The sequence below is a fragment of the Chryseobacterium herbae genome (genome assembly GCF_025154075.1).
GTDB lineage: Bacteria > Bacteroidota > Bacteroidia > Flavobacteriales > Weeksellaceae > Chryseobacterium > Chryseobacterium herbae.
The window spans coordinates 197834-214666 of the sequence record NZ_JAOAMU010000006.1 but is presented as its reverse complement, the minus strand read 5'-3'; the positions used below and the strand labels follow the sequence as shown (position 1 = coordinate 214666).

Genomic DNA, 16833 nt, shown 5'->3' with positions numbered 1-16833 from the left:
GATAAAAATACAAAATAAAATTGATTGTCGAGATTTAATTTAAAAGCAGTCTACAAATTTTAAAGAAAAACAAGGATTGGTTAGGTTTTTGAAGATTAAATACAAACCAATCACACCATTGAAATTAATCACATTCACAAAAAAAGGCATTTATTGTCCGCAGGGGAAATTCTATATCGATCCCTGGAGGCCCGTTGATCTCGCAGTCATCACACACGGACATGCCGATCACGCCCGATGGGGAATGAAAAAATACCTTTGTCACCATTATACAAAGCCGATTCTGTATCAAAGGATTGGGATAGATATTGAATGTCAGAGTGTTGAATATGGTGAAACGGTTATTTTGAACGGAGTGAAAGTTTCGCTGCATCCTGCCGGACATATCATCGGATCAGCTCAGATCAGATTAGAATACAAAGGATATATTACCGTTATTTCGGGAGATTATAAGGTGCAGGAAGATGGACTGAGTACTCCATTTGAGCTGGTAAAATGTAATGAATTTGTGACGGAAAGTACTTTCGGATTACCCATTTACAACTGGCTGGAAGTTCCCGATCTCAATAAAAAACTTCAATCCTGGGTACTTAAAAATCAGGAAAACTCAAAAACTTCAGTATTTATAGGGTATTCGTTGGGAAAGGCTCAGCGAATTATGAAAGCTGTGGAAGGTTTCGGGAAAATCTATGTTCATAATTCCATTGGAAGGTTGAATGAAGCCTTTGAATCCGTGGGCATTACTCTTCCGGATTACAAAATCGCTGATTTTAAGGAGAATCCAAAAGAAGTACAGCACGAAATCGTCATTGTTCCTCCTGCTCTGCTTGATAGCAGTATCATTAAAAAAATACCGGATGCCGCAACCGCGATCTGTTCAGGATGGATGCAGGTACGCGGAGCCAGAAGATGGCGCAGCGCGGATGCCGGATTTGCCATGAGTGATCACGCCGACTGGAAAGGACTTCTGCAAGCCGTAAAAGCTACAGAAGCCGAAATTGTACATGTCACCCACGGACAGACCGAAATTTTCTCAAAATATTTAAATGAAATCGGTATTAAAGCAGACGTTGTAGAAACCCTGTTTGGTGAAGACGAAGAAGAATCTGAAAAAGAAATCACTGAAAATCCTGAGCCATGAAACATTTTGCAGATCTGATTAATGCTTTGGAAACGACCAATAAGACCAATGCTAAAATAGATGCCATCATCGATTATCTGGAACGTGCTCCTGATGAGGATAAAGTGTGGTTTATTGCACTGTTTACAGGTAAAAGACCTAAAAGAAATGTCAACACCAATTATATGAAAGAATGGGCCCTGGAGATTACAAAACTACCGTTTTGGTTATTTCAGGAAAGCTATTCTTCGGTGGGAGATCTGGGCGAAACCATTTCCCTGATTCTTCCTCCGCCTTCGGAAAAAATTGAGCGTACTCTTTCGCAATGGATGTTGGATATTGTCAGTTTAAAAGACAAATCAGAAACAGAAAAAAAAGCTTTTGTATTGCAATCGTGGAACGGACTGGATTACACAGAACGTCTCATCTTTAATAAATTATTGGGCGGAAGTTTCAGAATCGGGGTTTCGGATAAAACGCTGATCAATGCACTTACTAAATTTTCATCTCAGGAATCCAGTACTTTGATGCATAGTCTGATGGGAAAATGGCTTCCCGGGGAAGTTTCATATCATGAACTGATTTCGGCTGAGAATATCAATCCGGATAATTCAAAACCCTATCCCTTCTGCCTGGCTTATCCGCTTGAAAAAGAACTGGAAGAACTCGGAAATCCTGAAGGCTGGCAGATTGAATATAAGTGGGACGGAATCCGAGGGCAGATCATCAAAAGGAATGATGAAGTCTTTATCTGGTCGAGAGGTGAAGAGTTGGTCACCGATCAGTTTCCGGAAATCAGGGATGCCGTACTGGCAATGAAAGGGAACTTTGTTTTAGATGGAGAGATACTTGCGGTAAAGGATTCTAATGTTTTAAATTTTAATGAATTACAGAAAAGATTAAACAGGAAAACTTTAACTAAAAAAATGCTCGCGGATATTCCGATTGAAGTCTTTGTTTATGATCTTCTGGAGCTGGAAGGAACCGATCTCCGCGAAAAATCCATCGCCGTCAGACGCGCCATGCTGGAAGAATTACTGCTGAATGAAACTCCTCAAAATATTAAACTTTCTGAAGTCATTGAGTTTGAAAAATGGGAAGACCTGAATGCAATACGGGAAGGATCCAGAGATATCAACAGTGAAGGTCTTATGCTGAAACAGAGAAACTCCCCCTACCATTCCGGAAGAAAAAAAGGCGACTGGTGGAAGTGGAAAGTAAGTCCGCTAACCATTGATGCAGTCCTGATCTATGCCCAGAAAGGAAGCGGCCGACGAAGTGCCTACTACACAGATTACACATTCGCCGTAAAAAATGGTGATACACTGGTGACGATTGCAAAGGCCTATTCGGGACTGACGGATAAAGAAATCATGGAGGTGAGCCGGTTTGTTAATAAAAATGCCATTGAAAAATTCGGTCCGGTGCGCACGGTGAAAGCTGAACTGGTCTTTGAAATTGCTTTTGAAGGTATCGGATTCAGCAGCAGGCATAAAAGTGGTGTGGCCCTGAGATTCCCAAGGATTGTAAGATGGCGGAAAGACAAAACCGTAGAAGAAATAGACGAACTTGAAGAAATAAAAAAACTGATCCAATAATTTGAAAGCATTTGAAAATAGCGACGGATTCAAAGTCATTCAGCAATGGATGGCTGATAAAGCCATTTCCCCTTTCAAATTTCAGATTGACACCTGGCAGAAATTCGGAAGCGGATACAGCGGAATGGTAGTGGCACCTACCGGATTCGGGAAAACATTTTCTGTTTTCCTTGCACTGGTTTCAGACTTTATGAATCATCCTGAACAGTATAAAAAAGGGTTGAAAATGATCTGGATCACTCCGCTGCGTTCTCTGTCCAAAGATATTGCCAAAGCGATGCAGGAAGCCATGGATGAAATCGGTTTGGATTGGACCGTTGGCGTCAGAAATGGAGATACGGAACAGAAAGTAAGACAACAGCAGATCAGGAATATGCCTGAAATTCTGGTCGTCACTCCTGAAAGTCTTCATCTGCTTTTAGGCCAGAAAAATCACACGAGATTCTTACAGGAAATGAAATGTGTGGCCGTTGATGAATGGCATGAACTCTTGGGTTCAAAACGCGGTGTTATGGTCGAACTGGCCATTTCACAGTTAAGAAAATATGTTCCGAAAATAAAAATATGGGGAATCACAGCTACGATAGGAAATCTGGATGAAGCAATGGATGTTTTAATTCCCTACGACATCAAAAGGACAAAGATTACAGCTAAAGAACATAAGAAAATAGACATCCTGCCGGTTATTCCGGATGAGCTGGACATTCTGCCGTGGGCTGGACATTTGGGAGCCAAATTAGCCGATAAAATAGTTCCCATCATTTTGGATTCAAAATCTACGATCGTTTTTACCAATACACGAAGTCAAAGTGAAATGTGGTACCAGCTTTTACTTGATGCTTATCCTGATTTTGCAGGCCAGATCGCCATTCACCACAGTTCCATTGATGCTCATCTCCGGATCTGGATCGAAGAAAATTTAAGTGCCGGAAAACTGAAAGCTGTCGTTTCCACTTCTTCGTTAGATCTTGGAATTGACTTTAAACCTGTTGATATGGTGATTCAAATCGGTTCTGCTAAAGGTGTCGCCAGATTTTTGCAGCGGGCTGGGCGAAGTGGCCATTCCCCTTTTGAAACCTCTAAAATCTACTGTGTTCCCACCCATTCTCTTGAACTGATCGAAGTGGCTGCTTTAAAAGAAGCCGTGAAACAGAAAGTAATCGAGCCGCGAGAACCTCAGGTGTTGTGTTTCGATGTATTGGTTCAGTTTCTGATGACTTTGGCGGTCGGTGACGGATTTTATCCCGAAGAAACCTTTGAAAGAATCAAAAAAGTATTTGCTTTCCAGGAAATGACCAATGAAGAATGGAAAAGTATTCTTGATTTTCTGACAATTGGTGGAAGCGTGTTAAAAAGCTATGAAGAATTCCATAAGATCGTAGTCATGGAAGACGGTTTATATAAAGTAACCTCACGGAAAATTGCCATGCTCCACCGTATGAATATGGGCGTTATAGTAAGTGATGCCATGCTGAAAGTGAAATTTATTTCAGGCGGTTATATCGGAATGGTAGAAGAATATTTTATTTCAAAATTAAAAAAAGAAGAAAAATTCATTCTGGCTGGACGAACGCTTGAAGTCGCCATGATCAAAGATATGACCGTCTACGTCCGCGCTGCAAAAGGAAAAGCAATAGCTCCGAGTTATCTGGGCGGAAGACTGCCTTTGAGCTCCAATTTAGGACATTTTTTAAGAGAAAAACTCTCTCATGCCTTAAACCCGAAAGCTTCTGAAAAGGAACTTAAATTTTTACATCCATTGCTGGTCAATCAGGAAAAAAATTCCCACATTCCTAAAGAAGACGAATTTCTCGTTGAGCTCATTAAAAACCGTGAAGGTTACCACCTTTTCATGTATCCTTTCGAAGGACGTTTGGTTCATGAAGTGATGGCCGCACTCATCGCTTACCGTATTTCAAAACTGGCCCCGATTTCTTTTTCAATGGCCATGAATGATTATGGTTTTGAACTTTTCAGCGACAAGGAAATTCCTCTGAATGAAGACAATTTAGATAAAATTCTAACCCGCGACAACCTCATGAACGATGTCATTGCCAGCATCAATTCAGCAGAAATGGCAAGAAGAAAATTCCGAGATATAGCCGTCATTTCAGGAATGGTGATTCAAAATTACGCCGGAAAACAACGCTCCAATAAATCATTACAAAGTTCTGCGGGTCTTATTTTTAAAGTGCTGGAAGATTACGACCCAAATCATTTCCTTGTCAGACAAGCCTATACCGAAGTTTTCAATATGCAGCTTCAGGAACCACGACTGGTAGAAGCTTTTAAAAGAATTGAAAAATCAAAAATCATTTTAAAATATTCCCATACCTTTACTCCATTGAGTTTTCCTATCAAAGTAGACAGCCTAAGACAGACGCTTTCAAGCGAAAGTTTGGATGCGAGAATTAAACGAATGGTGGAACAGGCGAGGAAAAGAGGGTTTTAGTTTTAGAGTTATAAATTATGAGTGATGGGTTTGTTTCGGGATACGGGTTTCGGGTTCTATGTCGCAATATAACAACTTCCCTCTTCCAGCTTCCAAACTCAATAATACATTTTACAAAAAAAATTGAATATCGCCGTTAAAAATATCACCCTCAACAATGAAGTTTTTACTTTGACCAATCAGCGTGTAGCCTTTTGGAAAAAAGAGAAAGCATTGATTTTGTCTGATCTTCACATTGGGAAAACCGCTCATTTCAGGAAAAATGGAATTGCTTTGGCCAATCATATTATGAAAAGTGATCTGGAGAGACTTTCTTTTCTGATTGAATATTTTCAGCCCGAAAAATTTATTGTTGTTGGGGATCTGCTTCATGCAGGAGACAACTCGGATGTGGATGAATTCTGCAACTGGAGAAACCAGTATCCGGATCTTCAGTTTTATCTGATTAAAGGAAATCATGACCGTTTATCCGCTGCCCTGGAAAAGAAATTATGTTTAAATTTTAAATCCAAAATTCTGACCATCGAAGGCTTTACTTTTATTCATGATTTTGACCAAACACTCCCGAAATTTCAAATTACTGGACATATTCACCCGGGCGTTGTCCTGAATTCTTCTGTAAAGAACATCAGGCTTCCGTGTTTTGTTCAGACTGAGAAACAATTATTACTTCCCGCATTCAGCGAGTTTACAGGACTGGATACGAAAAACATTCCTAAAGGTGGGAAATTCTTTGTATTTACGGATTCTGAGATTCATGAAATATAGGTTCCAGATATCCATTCAATAGGGATGGGCTTTAGCCCATCTGAACAAGAAAAAACATTTCAACGGCTTTAGCCAAAACCTGAAAAATATAGAATTTATTTCATTTTGATTTCCCGCTGATCTGGCGTATAGAGCAGATTTTTTATGTCTGATTAAGGATGAATACGTAAAATAAAAAGACTGCCCAATGACGGACAGTCCTTGAAAATATAAAAACAGGAAAAATTATTTTTGATTTTTACTTAAACTGATGCTGTAAAGCGTGATCAATACGGTTGCCACTAAAAATAAGGCTCCGATCCATGGTGTGCTTGCCAACCCCAATGAAGATGTTACAATAAGACCTCCAGTATAAGACCCAATAGCAATTCCTATATTGAATGCCGCAATATTGATCCCTGAAGCTACATCTTCAGTTCCCGGAAGTTCTTTTTCTGCAATCTGCACCACCAAAAGCTGAAGTCCCGGTACAGATGCAAACGACAAACCTCCTAAAAGAAAAAGGGTAATAATACTTAAGATCTGATTCCCGGCCGTGAAATAAAATGCCAGCAGTACCAGTCCCTGCGCTGCAAACATCCAGAGAAGTGCTTGTAAAGGATTTTTATTCGCAATCTTTCCGCCCAAAAGATTTCCTAAAGCAATCGCAATTCCGTAAATCAGAAGGATAAAAGTCACTGTAGATTCCTGAAATCCTGTGATCTGCTGTAAGATCGGAGATAAGTATGTAAATACCACAAAGGTTCCTCCGTATCCCATAGCTGTCATTAAAAAAGCAAAGATCATACGTCTGTTTCCAAATACCTTGGGAAGACTTTTTAAAGAGGCCGTCTGGTCGCTTTTAAGGTTTTTCGGAACCAACAGCATACTCGCTAATAAACCTATGATTCCAAGAATAGAAACTCCTATGAAAGTGGCTCTCCATCCGAAATGCTGTCCTATAAAAGTTCCCAGTGGAACTCCGGTGACAATTGCAAGGGTAAGTCCGGCAAACATGATTGAAATCGCTGTTGCCCTCTTCTCCTCAGGAACCAGTGAGGCTGCAATAGTTGAGCCGATGGAGAAATAAACCCCGTGAGCAAATCCTGTCAGAATCCTGGCCATAACCAATGTGATGAACCCAGGAGCAATAGAAGCCAGTCCGTTCCCGATCACAAATAAAAGCATGATGGATACGAGTAATACTTTTCTTGGAATTTTTCCCGTTAATGCTGTCAGTATCGGAGCACCTATCGCTACTCCAATGGCATAGAGACTTACCAGAAGTCCTGCTGAGGGAATGCTGATTCCCAGATCTCCCGCCACCGTGGGAAGAAGTCCTACAATCACGAATTCTGTGGTTCCAATTCCAAATGCACTGATGGTTAATGCCCACAATGCTGCCGGAAGACCTTTACTTTTAACAGCAGGCTCCGTTTTGATCTGTATTTCTTTTTGATAATTCATTGCGTTATAATTTTGTTGAGTTTTGACAGGACAAATTTCCGACGAATTATCGTATTATAAAAATAACTTAAATTCTACTTAAGTATCAGAATAATGATAGTTTGTTTTTTTGAACAAAAATTCCGTTCCTTTGCAATAAAGCCAGTTATCCTAATGAAAAAATCGGAAGCCACCCGCCTGAATATTCTCCAGAAAGCCTTTGAACTGATCTATGTAAAAGGGTATAAAACCACCAGCGTTGATGAGATCATTGCCACTACACAAGTGACGAAAGGGGCCTTCTATTATCATTTTAAAACGAAAGATGAAATGGGGCTTGCCATCATCAATGAACTTTTGAAAACCAACTTCAGAAGTACTTTTATTGAACCTCTTGAAAACACGGATCATCCGTTGGAAAGTATTTATCAGCTGGTGTACGGAATCTTAATGGAAAACGAGCTTCTGAAGGTTGAATATGGATGTCCTACTTCCAATTTAACCCAGGAAATGGCTCCCTGGCATATGGATTTCACCAGAGCACTGAACGAGCTTGCAGAACGTTGGGAAAATGCAATGATCACCTGTATCGAAAACGGGAAAAAGAAAGGTTCCATAAAAGAACATGTGGATGCCAAAGAAATTGCGGTTTTTGTGATGTCCGGGTATTGGGGCGTAAGGAATTTAGGGAAACTGGAGAATTCAAAATCTGTATATCTTATTTATTTAAAAGGACTTAAGAATTATTTTAATTCATTGGAATAATTTTTTCTTAAAAAACATACTAGTTAGTATGTTTTTATTATATCTTTGGTGCGTTCAAAAAAGTCATCCATGTACCAGACCCTTACCTTTTTGCACTCCACATTCCGCTGGATCGTTTTATTCAGTCTTATTTATGCCTTATGGAGATCCTACAGAGGATATTTTCATCATAAAGTATTTTCCAAAACAGATGATTCAGTCAGGCACTGGACGGCAACTATTGCTCATATCCAGTTGATCTTAGGAATTATTCTCTATGTTAAAAGTCCGATTGTTAAATATTTCTGGAAGAATTTCAACGAGGCGAAAGAATCTCTGGATCTGCTTTTCTTCGGACTGATCCACATTTCCCTTATGATTACGGCTATTGCACTGATTACGATTGGTTCCGCTTTAGCGAAAAGAAAACCTACAGACAGAGAAAAATTTAAAACGATGCTCCTTTGGTTCGCAACTGCACTTGCCGTTATTTTTATAGCGATTCCATGGCCGTTCTCCCCTTTTGTTAACAGACCTTATTTCAGATAATTATGAGACATTTATTAAAAACAAAAATCGGACGCCTGAGAATTCTGGCTATTCTGGAAGGAATCTCTCTGCTTACTCTTGTATTCATCGCCGTTCCAATGAAGTACTGGCTTGGAAACCCTGCACTTGTTAAGATGATGGGACCAATTCACGGAACTTTATTCCTTCTTTTCCTGTTTAATACTTTAAGCGTAGGCGTTGAGCAGCAGTGGAAGTTTAAGGAAACCACCTGGAAAGTGATTCTGGCATGTTTTATTCCTTTCGGGACCTTTTATATTGATAACAAAATTCTGAGCAAATTATGAAAACGGTGCTGATATTTTGCGGAGCAGCACTTACAATTTATGTTCTATACCGGGTTTACAAATATCAGACTTTAGATGACGGCTTAGATCAATTGATTAAAAAAGGGGGCTGTCATTCTCGATGTAAGAACCGAGAAAGAATATAAAATGGGACATATTGAAGGTTCAGTAAATATTTCTTTGGGAACCATCAGAGAAAGATATGTTGAACTGGATCGTGAAAAAACTTATATCACAGTATGCTCTCACGGACTTCGAAGCGTAAAAGCTGAAAATATTTTAAAACAAAGAGGATTTAAGCATGTGCATAATGGTGGTGCCTGGACTGATCTTCAGGGATTGATAAAGTAAGGAAGTTGGTCATTATTGAGATTGATTTCGAGCAATAGCCATGTCAATGTTTAAAACCTTGACATGGCTAATTTCCATCCTCTTAAGCCAGACTAAATAGTACTGTCCTTCATCCAAACCACTTTCTGCTCAGAATGATGTTCCATACCAATGATGTCACGATACAGTTCCGGCCTTCTTGCTTTTACATATCTGCTTCCGCCGGCCTGGGTAAGCTTTTCAGGAGTAAAAACAGCCGTTTCAAAACTGTCCTCAAATGAACGACATTCCGCAATGATATCTCCAAAAGGATCAATAATCATCGAGCATCCGTTTTTCAACTGATCATCATCCATCCCGATCGGATTGGAGAAAACAGCATAAATTCCGTTGTCATAAGCTCTGGCAGGCAGCCATTTCATCAGCCAGTCTCTTCCTTTCATTCCGTCAAATTCAAAACGGAGCGATGTAGGATCAGCTACTCTGTTCTTCCATAATTCAGGATCTACAAAACCGGCACCCGGCCTTGTGGAAGGCGTACACATCGTCACATGCGGCATAAAAATAATATCTGCCCCTAAAAGCCTCGTAGCTCTTACATTTTCAACGATATTGTTATCATAGCAGATCAGAATTCCACATGTCCAGCCATGAATTTCAAAAACACAGTATTCGTTTCCGGGTGTCAGATTTGGATTGATAAAAGGATGAAGTTTTCTGTATTTGGCTTTCAGTCCGGTTTTATCTACACAAACGTAAGCCTTGAAAATATGATCATTTTCATCTTTTTCAAACAATCCTGCCAAAATAGTAATATCATGCGTGACCGCAATTTGCTGCAATTTTTGAATGCTTTTTCCATCAGGAATGAATTCTGCGACATCCAGAAGCTGTTCTTTGGTCAGATTTCGGGCAAAAGTGTAGCCTGTAATTGAACACTCATGAAAAACAATGACTTGTGATCCTTTTGAAGCGGCTTCTGCAGCTAATTTTTCTATAACTGATAGATTATATTCTTTGTCACCGCTTTTATTTTCGAACTGGGCGGTTGAAACTTTGAGATTGTCCATTCTTTTTTTCTGCAAAGCTAGCAGTCACAAACATCCAAAGATTGTACAAAACCGACATTGGCTAGGTAAACGGAATTTCGATAAAATTGACCGCCAGTTTATTTTCAGTTTTCAGATACTGACCGGGTGTCAATCCGATTGTATTTTTAAATTCCCTGATCAGGTGGGATTGATCCGAATATCCCGCTTCGTAGGAAAGACTGGCGATGCTGTTTTGATCCGTACTGTTTTTCATCAGACTTAAAAAATGATGAAGTCGGATGATGGTACTGTATTTCTTGGGCGATATACCGATATTTTCTTCAAACTTCCGTTCAATATGACGTTCAGAATATCCTGTAAAATGTTCCAGTTCTTTCAGAGACAAAGCTCCTTTATTTTGAAGCATATATTGCTGAACCTTCATGAGCCATGAATCCGGATTATTTTTGGTTGAGATCAGCTTCATGAAATACGTATTCAGTGCTGCTATTATGGATTGCGGATCTTCTTTGTTATCCAGCTTTTCCTGAAATGGCAGCAACTGATCTTTTAAAATATCCGAAGCCGAAACGATTTCATTTTTAATGTCTTTAGCAGCCACATCAAACAGCAGATTGAAAAAATAGGGCTGAAAAACGACTGCCAGTAAGGAAAATTTTCCTTTTGTACTCAGATCTTTATATTGGGTAGGTTGTCCGTAAAAAAAAGATAATGGTAGATTGCTATCTTGTCTGTCACGCATATTCATATCCGCGGAGATGATTAAACCCGTATTTCCATCAGCAAATAAGCGGAGATTTTTAATCATATCTTCCGGATTTTCTAAGAAGATATAGTGCTTGATGTAGTTGGCCAGCTGTTTGGGAGGAGAGATCTGCATGGCTACAATTTAAGCTTTTTTATAATCCATGGCAACGTGAGTCCCTGTCCTAAAAGTGAAATTAAGACAACTGCTATGGAGAGGAAAACGATTTCACTCCGTAAGGGAAAAGGCTCGCCGTCATTTAATGTTGCCGGAAGACCCAGCGCAATGGCTAATGAAACAATTCCACGCATTCCCGACCAGGTAATGATAAAGCTTGTTTTGGAATCAAATAAGGCATCTTCACTGATTTTTCTTTTCCCCTGAAAAGCTTTCTGAAGGTTGAACTGCTGCAAATAAACCCTTGCCATTCTGATCAGTAAAGTAACCAGCACAATGATTACGGCATACCCGGCATAAGTCCAAACCTGAATATGAGGCATTTTCTTAAGGATGATCGGAAACTCAAGACCGATTAATAGAAATATCAGCCCATTCAGAAGGAAAATAATAATGTCCCAGAAATTTCTGGACTGTTCTTTCACGTGATCCGGAAATTTATTCCTGCTCAGTTTAGACATTCCCAAACCGAGCACAACCACCGCAATGACTCCTGATACCCCGAAGTGTTCTGCAATAAGATAAGTAACGAATGGCATGAGAAGAATTAAACTGTTCACCACCATGGCATCTTTACGAAACAAACCAATCGTCAGCGACAATGCTTTAAAAATAATCCAACCTACCAAAAGACCACCTCCTAAAACAACAAAAAATTCCCGTGAGGCTTTCCACGTAACAAAGGTAATTCCCGTGACCGCAGCCACCGCAAAACGATACGCAACCAAAGCTGAAGCATCATTGATCAGGCTTTCTCCTTCCAGAATCGTCATGGTTCTTTGAGACAGGCCTAATCCTTTTGTGACCCCAACAGCAGCTACAGCATCCGTGGCGGACAAAATAGATCCCAATACAAAAGCCAGTGGCCAGGTCATGCCCGGAATTAAATAATAAGCGATAACTGCAATTCCGGCCGTCGTTAAAAACACCAGTCCTATAGCCAATGTTCCTATGGTATTGATATTGGCTTTAAACTGCTGAAAAGAAATATTAAAAGCCGCATCATACAAAAGCGGTGGCAGAAAAAGCAGCATAATGATCTCGGGATTGATCTCAATTTCGGGCATTGCAGGGACAAAGCCGATCAAAATGCCGACAATTAAAAGCAGCATTGGTACCGGAATCTTTATTTTACTTGCCAAACCGGATACACCGATCATTAAGGCCATGATCACTAAAATGACCGCATAGTTTTCCATCAGATTTTATCGTATTGAAATGATTCGAATTCCCTTTTGAAATAAGGTTCTATCAACAAAAATAAATATTTCTGATGAGCACAGGTATTTTTTTTAAGTCTTAAATCTATTCTCTTTTTAATCCAATTGTTTTGTTGACAAAAAAACCGGAAAAACGGGGATATTTAATGGACAATACTTTGGTGTCATATCCTTTTGGTTAGATTTTTGAACTATACGGAACAACAAATACTGTATTGTATATTCTAAAATTCCAATCACTTAAAATATAATATTATGTCAACAAAAAATTTAACCCACCTCGAAGCCATTAAAAAAATTCAGGAACTGTCGGAAAAAGCAAGAATCTGTATGTTCTGTACCGAACTCGAAACCACACCTTTGAATTCCCGGCCAATGACTCTTCAGGAAACAGATGACAGCGGAAATTTATGGTTCATCAGCAGCGCAACCAGCAATAAGAATTTTGAGATCAAGGATGACCGCAGAGTTCAGCTTTTCTTTATGAATAATGGTGATTCACAATATCTTTCGGTCTTTGGACAAGCTTCTGTTTATAAGGATAAAGCTACCATAGAAGAAAAATGGTCGCCGATGGCCAAGGCATGGTTTGACGGAAAAAGATGATCCGGATGTAAGCATCATTCGCGTGGAACCTAAAGAAACCTATTACTGGGATACGAAAGCCGGAAAACTGGTGAGCCTTTTCAGTTTTGTAGCTTCGGCTCTGACGGGCATTAAAACCAATAACTCCGACGGCGTAGAAGGCAATGCCATCGTATAAGATAAAGGGGGCTTCGGATTCCGAAACCACCTTTTCTACAACATAAATATTAAACTGATATCAAAAAAAACTGGTGGCTGAAGCTTTCGAAGCCATCAGTTTTTTTATTTCTTCACATCCTCCATGGATGCTCCAAAATTGATATGGAGAACATTTCCGTTCGGCGTTACCAAAGCAGGAACCGACTTTACACCTGCATTTTCAGCTTCTGTAATCTTATTCCTGTCATTTCCTAAATGAACAATCTCTACGTTGTCAGCACCGATAAGGTTAATGATGTCATGTTCTGCACTTACACATACTGAACATCCTGCGTGATAAAAAACTGGTTTTTTCATAATTTAAATTAATTTACAAGGGTTTTAATAATATTTCTAAGTTCTTCTGTTTCTTTTTCGGTCAGAGGTTTTAGCGGACTTCTTAAGCTTCCACCTTCCTCACCGAGAATATTCAGGCCTGCTTTGACTGCTCTGGGCAGACCTTTATTCACAATGAATTTCAACAGGTCAAACTGTCTGTAGAACACTTCTTTTGCTTTCTCTAAATTTCCTTCTTCAATGGCTTTGTACAAACCCACATTAAGTTCAGGAATTAAATTGGGGGCTGCGGTACACCATCCTCTTGCTCCGGCCGTAAATGCAGCCAGTGCCAATGGATTGGATCCGTTGTAGAAAGCCGTTTCCTCGCCGAGTTCTTTTCTCAGATAATGCATTCTCTGGATATCTCCCGTACTTTCCTTGATCATCGTAATATTCGGGATCTCCAAAAGCCTTTTCAAAAGTGTCGGAGACATATCTACTCCACTGGTTGCCGGATTATTATAAGCCATGATAGGAATTGAAATCTTGCTGGCCACTGCATCATAATGGGCTACGATCTCATCATCCGTCAGTTTCCAGTAGCTCATAGGAATGATCATCACGGCATCCGCACCTGCTTTTTCTGCAAATTGAGCATGATGAACGGTCTTTTCTGTGGTAAGGTTTGATACCCCTACCAATGTTGGAATCCTTCCGTTGGTCTGTTGTATAGAGGCTTCTGTGATCGCTTCCTTTTCGTCATCAGACAGATAGGGCATCACGCCTGTACTTCCTAATGGGGCAATTCCGTGGCTTCCCGAAACGATGAGTCTTTCCACCAGCTTTTTAAAAAGAGGAATATCTACTTTCTCATTCTGGTCAAAAGGCGTAATGGGATAAGCAATGATGCCTTTGAATGGAACATTTTTCATGTTTTATTTTTTTTAATTAAATGATAAATTAGAGTTTAGGGTTTAGGGTTTAGGGTTTAGGGTTTAGGGTTTAGGGTTTAGGGTTTAGGGTTTAGGGTTTAGGGTTTAGGGAAAAAATCCTTTATTTTATATTTAAAAAAGTGTTCGGTTTGATGTTTTTCTGGAATTTAGTTAGAAAGGCTCTCCTCTAAATCTTTACAAATGAATCGCTTAACCTTAACCTTAACCTTAACCTTAACCTTAACCTTTGAACCCTAAAGATCTCTTCCTTCCTCTTCTCTCAACGCCACACCTAAGTTCTGAAGCTGTGGTGCATTTTCGCAAGCCAGATATTTGGCAGGCTCTGTGTCACTGAGATTCTGATGTTTGTGCCAAGCCCAAGAAGGAATATAAACCGCGTCTCCTGCTTCCCAATGTACTCTCTCGTCCTCTACTTCTGTCCATCCTTTTCCTTCGATCACATACAATACGGTTTCATACGTGTGACGGTGTCTGTTGGTTTGCTGACCCGGAGTTAATCCACCGATAGTCATGCTGACGTTTTTACTTGGAAGATCTACAAAGAAAACCGGGTGCTTTCTTTCTGTTGAAAATTGATTGTGCACGCCTGCATTTTCTACATTTTTATGAATTAAATGGCTAGGTTTTACGTACTTTGGTCTTGCAAATGTTTCGTGAAAGTCTTTTGAACTGAAATCTTTTTTGTCCATGATGTTTTAAATTTTAATTGTTTGTGCGTTATTGCATGACAAAATTACCTTATATTTGGACTGTTTAAATGATTCAGTTTTTACATAAATAGGTAGTCCAGATGCTTCGTCCTTGGAAATTAGAATTTGAAATAGATAAAGAACTTGAAAAAGCCGTCTATCTGCAGATCGCGGATACGATTATTGCGGATATACGTTCCGGAAGGCTCAATGCCGGGGATGCACTTCCCGGAAGCAGAAATCTTGCGTTGATGCTGAAAATCAACAGAAATACAGGAGTGGAGGCCTATCAGGTGCTTATTAATGAAGAATGGGTCGTTTCCAAAGAAAGAAAAGGAATCTTTGTATCCGATAAACTTCCGGTTTTACAGGAAAGAATCAATACAAGAGGTCCGGAAGCTGAAAAGGATTTATCCGTTTTAAACAGACCCATAATCAATTTTGATGATGGCCATCCTGACAGCAAAATAGCTCCGGTGACAGAACTTGCCCGCGCCTACCGCCAGATCTTTAACAGGAAAGCAAAATGGCAGATGATGGGTTACAGCGATGAACACGGCGATATTGAATTCCGGAAAACCATCTCCCAGATGCTGAACCACCAGCGCGGAATGCATATCAATGAAAATGAAGTTTCGATCACGAGAGGAAGCCAGATGGCGATGTTTCTGACCGCTCAATGCCTGCTAAAACCCGGAGATCAGGTGATTGTGGAAAATCCCGGTTACAAACCCGCATGGAAAGCCTTTGAATACGCCGGAGCTGAGCTTCTGCCTGCAGCAATAGATGATGAAGGGATTATGATCAAAGACATTGAAAAGCTTTTAGCAGAAAATAAAAATATAAAAGCGATCTACATTACCCCTCACAGACAGTATCCTACAACGGTTACTTTAAGTTTAGCAAGAAGACTTGAATTAATTGAATTATCAAACAAAAATGAAATAACCATCATTGAAGATGATTATGACAATGAGTTCCATTTTGGGTACCGCCCTATTCTTCCCGTTTCCAGTTTTGCTGAACTCAACAGCTATGTCTACGTGGGAACATTGAGCAAAGTGGTCGCTCCTGCCCTACGGATCGGCTATCTGGCATCCAAAGATCCCAACCTGATCAAAAAAATAGGAGATTTGCGCAAGATCATTGATGTTCAGGGTGATGTGATTATGGAACAGGCTGTCCTCCAATTAATCAAGGAGGGCACGGTGAAAAAACATATCAAAAAAGCGACCATCCATTATAAAAACAAAAGAGATCTTGTGTACAGCCTTTTGGAAAAGCATTTGAAAGATGTCGCCGATTTTACACTTCCTGAAGGCGGTCTTGCTTTCTGGATCGTTCCGAAAGAAAATCTGGATTGGGATGCTGTAACGGCTTCACTGCTTGAAAAAAGCATCAATATCATTCATCCGAAACAATACAGTTCTGATCGTATTATCAACGGATTCAGACTCAGTTATGGATCTCTTTCCGAAGAACAGTTGGAGGATAGTATAAAAATCATTTCCAAGGTTTTGGAATTTCATATCAGCAGGGTAAAATAATTTTATAATTCTATATTTTGGCTAAAGCCGTTGAATTTTTTTTCCTTGTTCAGATGGGCTAAAGCCCATCCCTATTGAATGGATATCCAGAAGCATA

At 39.8% G+C, this 16833-nt stretch carries 18 protein-coding genes; 11 read left to right on the top strand and 7 right to left on the bottom strand.

Translation table 11 applies throughout. From position 1 onward, the window contains the following. Nucleotides 1–118 precede the first annotated feature (118 nt). The 4 genes from N0B48_RS18235 (at nucleotide 119) to pdeM (ending at nucleotide 5938) form a co-directional block, all read left to right on the top strand. The gene (locus N0B48_RS18235) at nucleotides 119–1141 is read left to right on the top strand and encodes a ligase-associated DNA damage response exonuclease (protein ID WP_259840389.1); all 1023 of its coding nucleotides are present in this window, start codon (nucleotides 119–121) and stop codon (nucleotides 1139–1141) included. Next, nucleotides 1138–2718, top strand: a complete 1581-nt coding sequence (locus N0B48_RS18230) for an ATP-dependent DNA ligase (RefSeq protein ID WP_259840388.1) — start codon at nucleotides 1138–1140, stop codon at nucleotides 2716–2718. Before N0B48_RS18235 ends, N0B48_RS18230 begins: the two co-directional genes overlap by 4 nt. Before the next feature lies 1 nt (nucleotide 2719). After that, nucleotides 2720–5170, top strand: coding sequence for a ligase-associated DNA damage response DEXH box helicase (locus N0B48_RS18225; RefSeq protein ID WP_259840387.1), 2451 nt, complete (start codon nucleotides 2720–2722; stop codon nucleotides 5168–5170). Nucleotides 5171–5293: 123 nt separating this feature from the next. Then, nucleotides 5294–5938: a ligase-associated DNA damage response endonuclease PdeM gene (gene pdeM, locus N0B48_RS18220; RefSeq protein WP_259840386.1), complete on the top strand. Its 645-nt coding sequence runs from the start codon at nucleotides 5294–5296 to the stop codon at nucleotides 5936–5938. Nucleotides 5939–6163: 225 nt separating this feature from the next. Here the strand turns inward: pdeM and N0B48_RS18215 are convergent, their stop codons facing one another. Further along, nucleotides 6164–7384: an MFS transporter gene (locus N0B48_RS18215; protein WP_259840385.1), complete on the bottom strand. Its 1221-nt coding sequence runs from the start codon at nucleotides 7382–7384 to the stop codon at nucleotides 6164–6166. 153 nt (nucleotides 7385–7537) lie between these two features. Between N0B48_RS18215 and N0B48_RS18210 the strand changes: the two genes are divergently transcribed. The 4 genes from N0B48_RS18210 to N0B48_RS18195 all read left to right on the top strand — a co-directional run bounded on the left by N0B48_RS18210 (nucleotide 7538) and on the right by N0B48_RS18195 (nucleotide 9312). Further along, nucleotides 7538–8128: a TetR/AcrR family transcriptional regulator gene (locus N0B48_RS18210; protein WP_259840384.1), complete on the top strand. Its 591-nt coding sequence runs from the start codon at nucleotides 7538–7540 to the stop codon at nucleotides 8126–8128. Nucleotides 8129–8197: 69 nt separating this feature from the next. After that, nucleotides 8198–8656: a hypothetical protein gene (locus N0B48_RS18205; RefSeq protein ID WP_259840383.1), complete on the top strand. Its 459-nt coding sequence runs from the start codon at nucleotides 8198–8200 to the stop codon at nucleotides 8654–8656. 2 nt (nucleotides 8657–8658) lie between these two features. Then, nucleotides 8659–8961, top strand: a complete 303-nt coding sequence (locus N0B48_RS18200; RefSeq protein ID WP_259840382.1) for a DUF3817 domain-containing protein — start codon at nucleotides 8659–8661, stop codon at nucleotides 8959–8961. Between the two features lie 147 nt (nucleotides 8962–9108). Then, the gene (locus N0B48_RS18195) at nucleotides 9109–9312 is read left to right on the top strand and encodes a rhodanese-like domain-containing protein (protein WP_259840381.1); all 204 of its coding nucleotides are present in this window, start codon (nucleotides 9109–9111) and stop codon (nucleotides 9310–9312) included. Between the two features lie 92 nt (nucleotides 9313–9404). Here N0B48_RS18195 and N0B48_RS18190 read toward each other — a convergent pair whose 3' ends face one another. The 3 genes from N0B48_RS18190 to N0B48_RS18180 all read right to left on the bottom strand — a co-directional run bounded on the left by N0B48_RS18190 (nucleotide 9405) and on the right by N0B48_RS18180 (nucleotide 12464). Further along, nucleotides 9405–10361 carry a nitrilase family protein gene (locus tag N0B48_RS18190; protein ID WP_259840380.1) on the bottom strand — a complete coding sequence of 319 codons (957 nt, stop codon included), beginning with the start codon at nucleotides 10359–10361 and terminating at the stop codon, nucleotides 9405–9407. Between the two features lie 61 nt (nucleotides 10362–10422). Continuing rightward, nucleotides 10423–11223 (bottom strand): AraC family transcriptional regulator, encoded by an 801-nt coding sequence (locus tag N0B48_RS18185; protein WP_259840379.1) that lies wholly within the window; start codon nucleotides 11221–11223, stop codon nucleotides 10423–10425. A gap of 2 nt (nucleotides 11224–11225) precedes the next feature. Then, a complete protein-coding gene (locus N0B48_RS18180) occupies nucleotides 11226–12464 on the bottom strand; it encodes a Na+/H+ antiporter (protein ID WP_259840378.1) in 1239 nt (412 codons plus the stop codon). A 276-nt stretch (nucleotides 12465–12740) separates the two neighbouring features. Between N0B48_RS18180 and N0B48_RS18175 the strand changes: the two genes are divergently transcribed. Beyond that, the gene (locus N0B48_RS18175) at nucleotides 12741–13091 is read left to right on the top strand and encodes a pyridoxamine 5'-phosphate oxidase family protein (protein ID WP_259840377.1); all 351 of its coding nucleotides are present in this window, start codon (nucleotides 12741–12743) and stop codon (nucleotides 13089–13091) included. After that, nucleotides 13075–13248, top strand: coding sequence for a pyridoxamine 5'-phosphate oxidase family protein (locus N0B48_RS18170; RefSeq protein ID WP_259840376.1), 174 nt, complete (start codon nucleotides 13075–13077; stop codon nucleotides 13246–13248). Before N0B48_RS18175 ends, N0B48_RS18170 begins: the two co-directional genes overlap by 17 nt. Nucleotides 13249–13352: 104 nt before the next feature. Here the strand turns inward: N0B48_RS18170 and N0B48_RS18165 are convergent, their stop codons facing one another. From N0B48_RS18165 to N0B48_RS18155, 3 genes are all read right to left on the bottom strand, one after another. Continuing rightward, a complete protein-coding gene (locus N0B48_RS18165; protein ID WP_259840375.1) occupies nucleotides 13353–13586 on the bottom strand; it encodes a thioredoxin domain-containing protein in 234 nt (77 codons plus the stop codon). 8 nt (nucleotides 13587–13594) lie between these two features. Next, nucleotides 13595–14479, bottom strand: a complete 885-nt coding sequence (locus N0B48_RS18160; RefSeq protein ID WP_259840374.1) for a dihydrodipicolinate synthase family protein — start codon at nucleotides 14477–14479, stop codon at nucleotides 13595–13597. A gap of 254 nt (nucleotides 14480–14733) precedes the next feature. Next, on the bottom strand, nucleotides 14734–15189 hold the full coding sequence (locus N0B48_RS18155) for a cupin domain-containing protein (RefSeq protein ID WP_048507048.1): 456 nt from the start codon (nucleotides 15187–15189) through the stop codon (nucleotides 14734–14736). Between the two features lie 101 nt (nucleotides 15190–15290). Between N0B48_RS18155 and pdxR the strand changes: the two genes are divergently transcribed. Further along, nucleotides 15291–16736 carry a MocR-like pyridoxine biosynthesis transcription factor PdxR gene (pdxR, locus tag N0B48_RS18150; protein ID WP_259840373.1) on the top strand — a complete coding sequence of 482 codons (1446 nt, stop codon included), beginning with the start codon at nucleotides 15291–15293 and terminating at the stop codon, nucleotides 16734–16736. Nucleotides 16737–16833 lie beyond the last annotated feature (97 nt).

Coding starts and splice junctions, on each gene's coding strand:
- N0B48_RS18205 (WP_259840383.1), top strand. CDS start 8,198: ATGTACCAGACCCTTACCTTTTTGCACTCCACATTCCGCTGGATCGTT.
- N0B48_RS18195 (WP_259840381.1), top strand. CDS start 9,109: ATGGGACATATTGAAGGTTCAGTAAATATTTCTTTGGGAACCATCAGA.
- N0B48_RS18200 (WP_259840382.1), top strand. CDS start 8,659: ATGAGACATTTATTAAAAACAAAAATCGGACGCCTGAGAATTCTGGCT.
- N0B48_RS18210 (WP_259840384.1), top strand. CDS start 7,538: ATGAAAAAATCGGAAGCCACCCGCCTGAATATTCTCCAGAAAGCCTTT.
- N0B48_RS18180 (WP_259840378.1), bottom strand. CDS start 12,464: ATGGAAAACTATGCGGTCATTTTAGTGATCATGGCCTTAATGATCGGT.
- N0B48_RS18175 (WP_259840377.1), top strand. CDS start 12,741: ATGTCAACAAAAAATTTAACCCACCTCGAAGCCATTAAAAAAATTCAG.
- N0B48_RS18165 (WP_259840375.1), bottom strand. CDS start 13,586: ATGAAAAAACCAGTTTTTTATCACGCAGGATGTTCAGTATGTGTAAGT.
- N0B48_RS18215 (WP_259840385.1), bottom strand. CDS start 7,384: ATGAATTATCAAAAAGAAATACAGATCAAAACGGAGCCTGCTGTTAAA.
- N0B48_RS18190 (WP_259840380.1), bottom strand. CDS start 10,361: ATGGACAATCTCAAAGTTTCAACCGCCCAGTTCGAAAATAAAAGCGGT.
- N0B48_RS18185 (WP_259840379.1), bottom strand. CDS start 11,223: ATGCAGATCTCTCCTCCCAAACAGCTGGCCAACTACATCAAGCACTAT.
- pdxR (WP_259840373.1), top strand. CDS start 15,291: ATGCTTCGTCCTTGGAAATTAGAATTTGAAATAGATAAAGAACTTGAA.
- N0B48_RS18160 (WP_259840374.1), bottom strand. CDS start 14,479: ATGAAAAATGTTCCATTCAAAGGCATCATTGCTTATCCCATTACGCCT.
- N0B48_RS18230 (WP_259840388.1), top strand. CDS start 1,138: ATGAAACATTTTGCAGATCTGATTAATGCTTTGGAAACGACCAATAAG.
- N0B48_RS18155 (WP_048507048.1), bottom strand. CDS start 15,189: ATGGACAAAAAAGATTTCAGTTCAAAAGACTTTCACGAAACATTTGCA.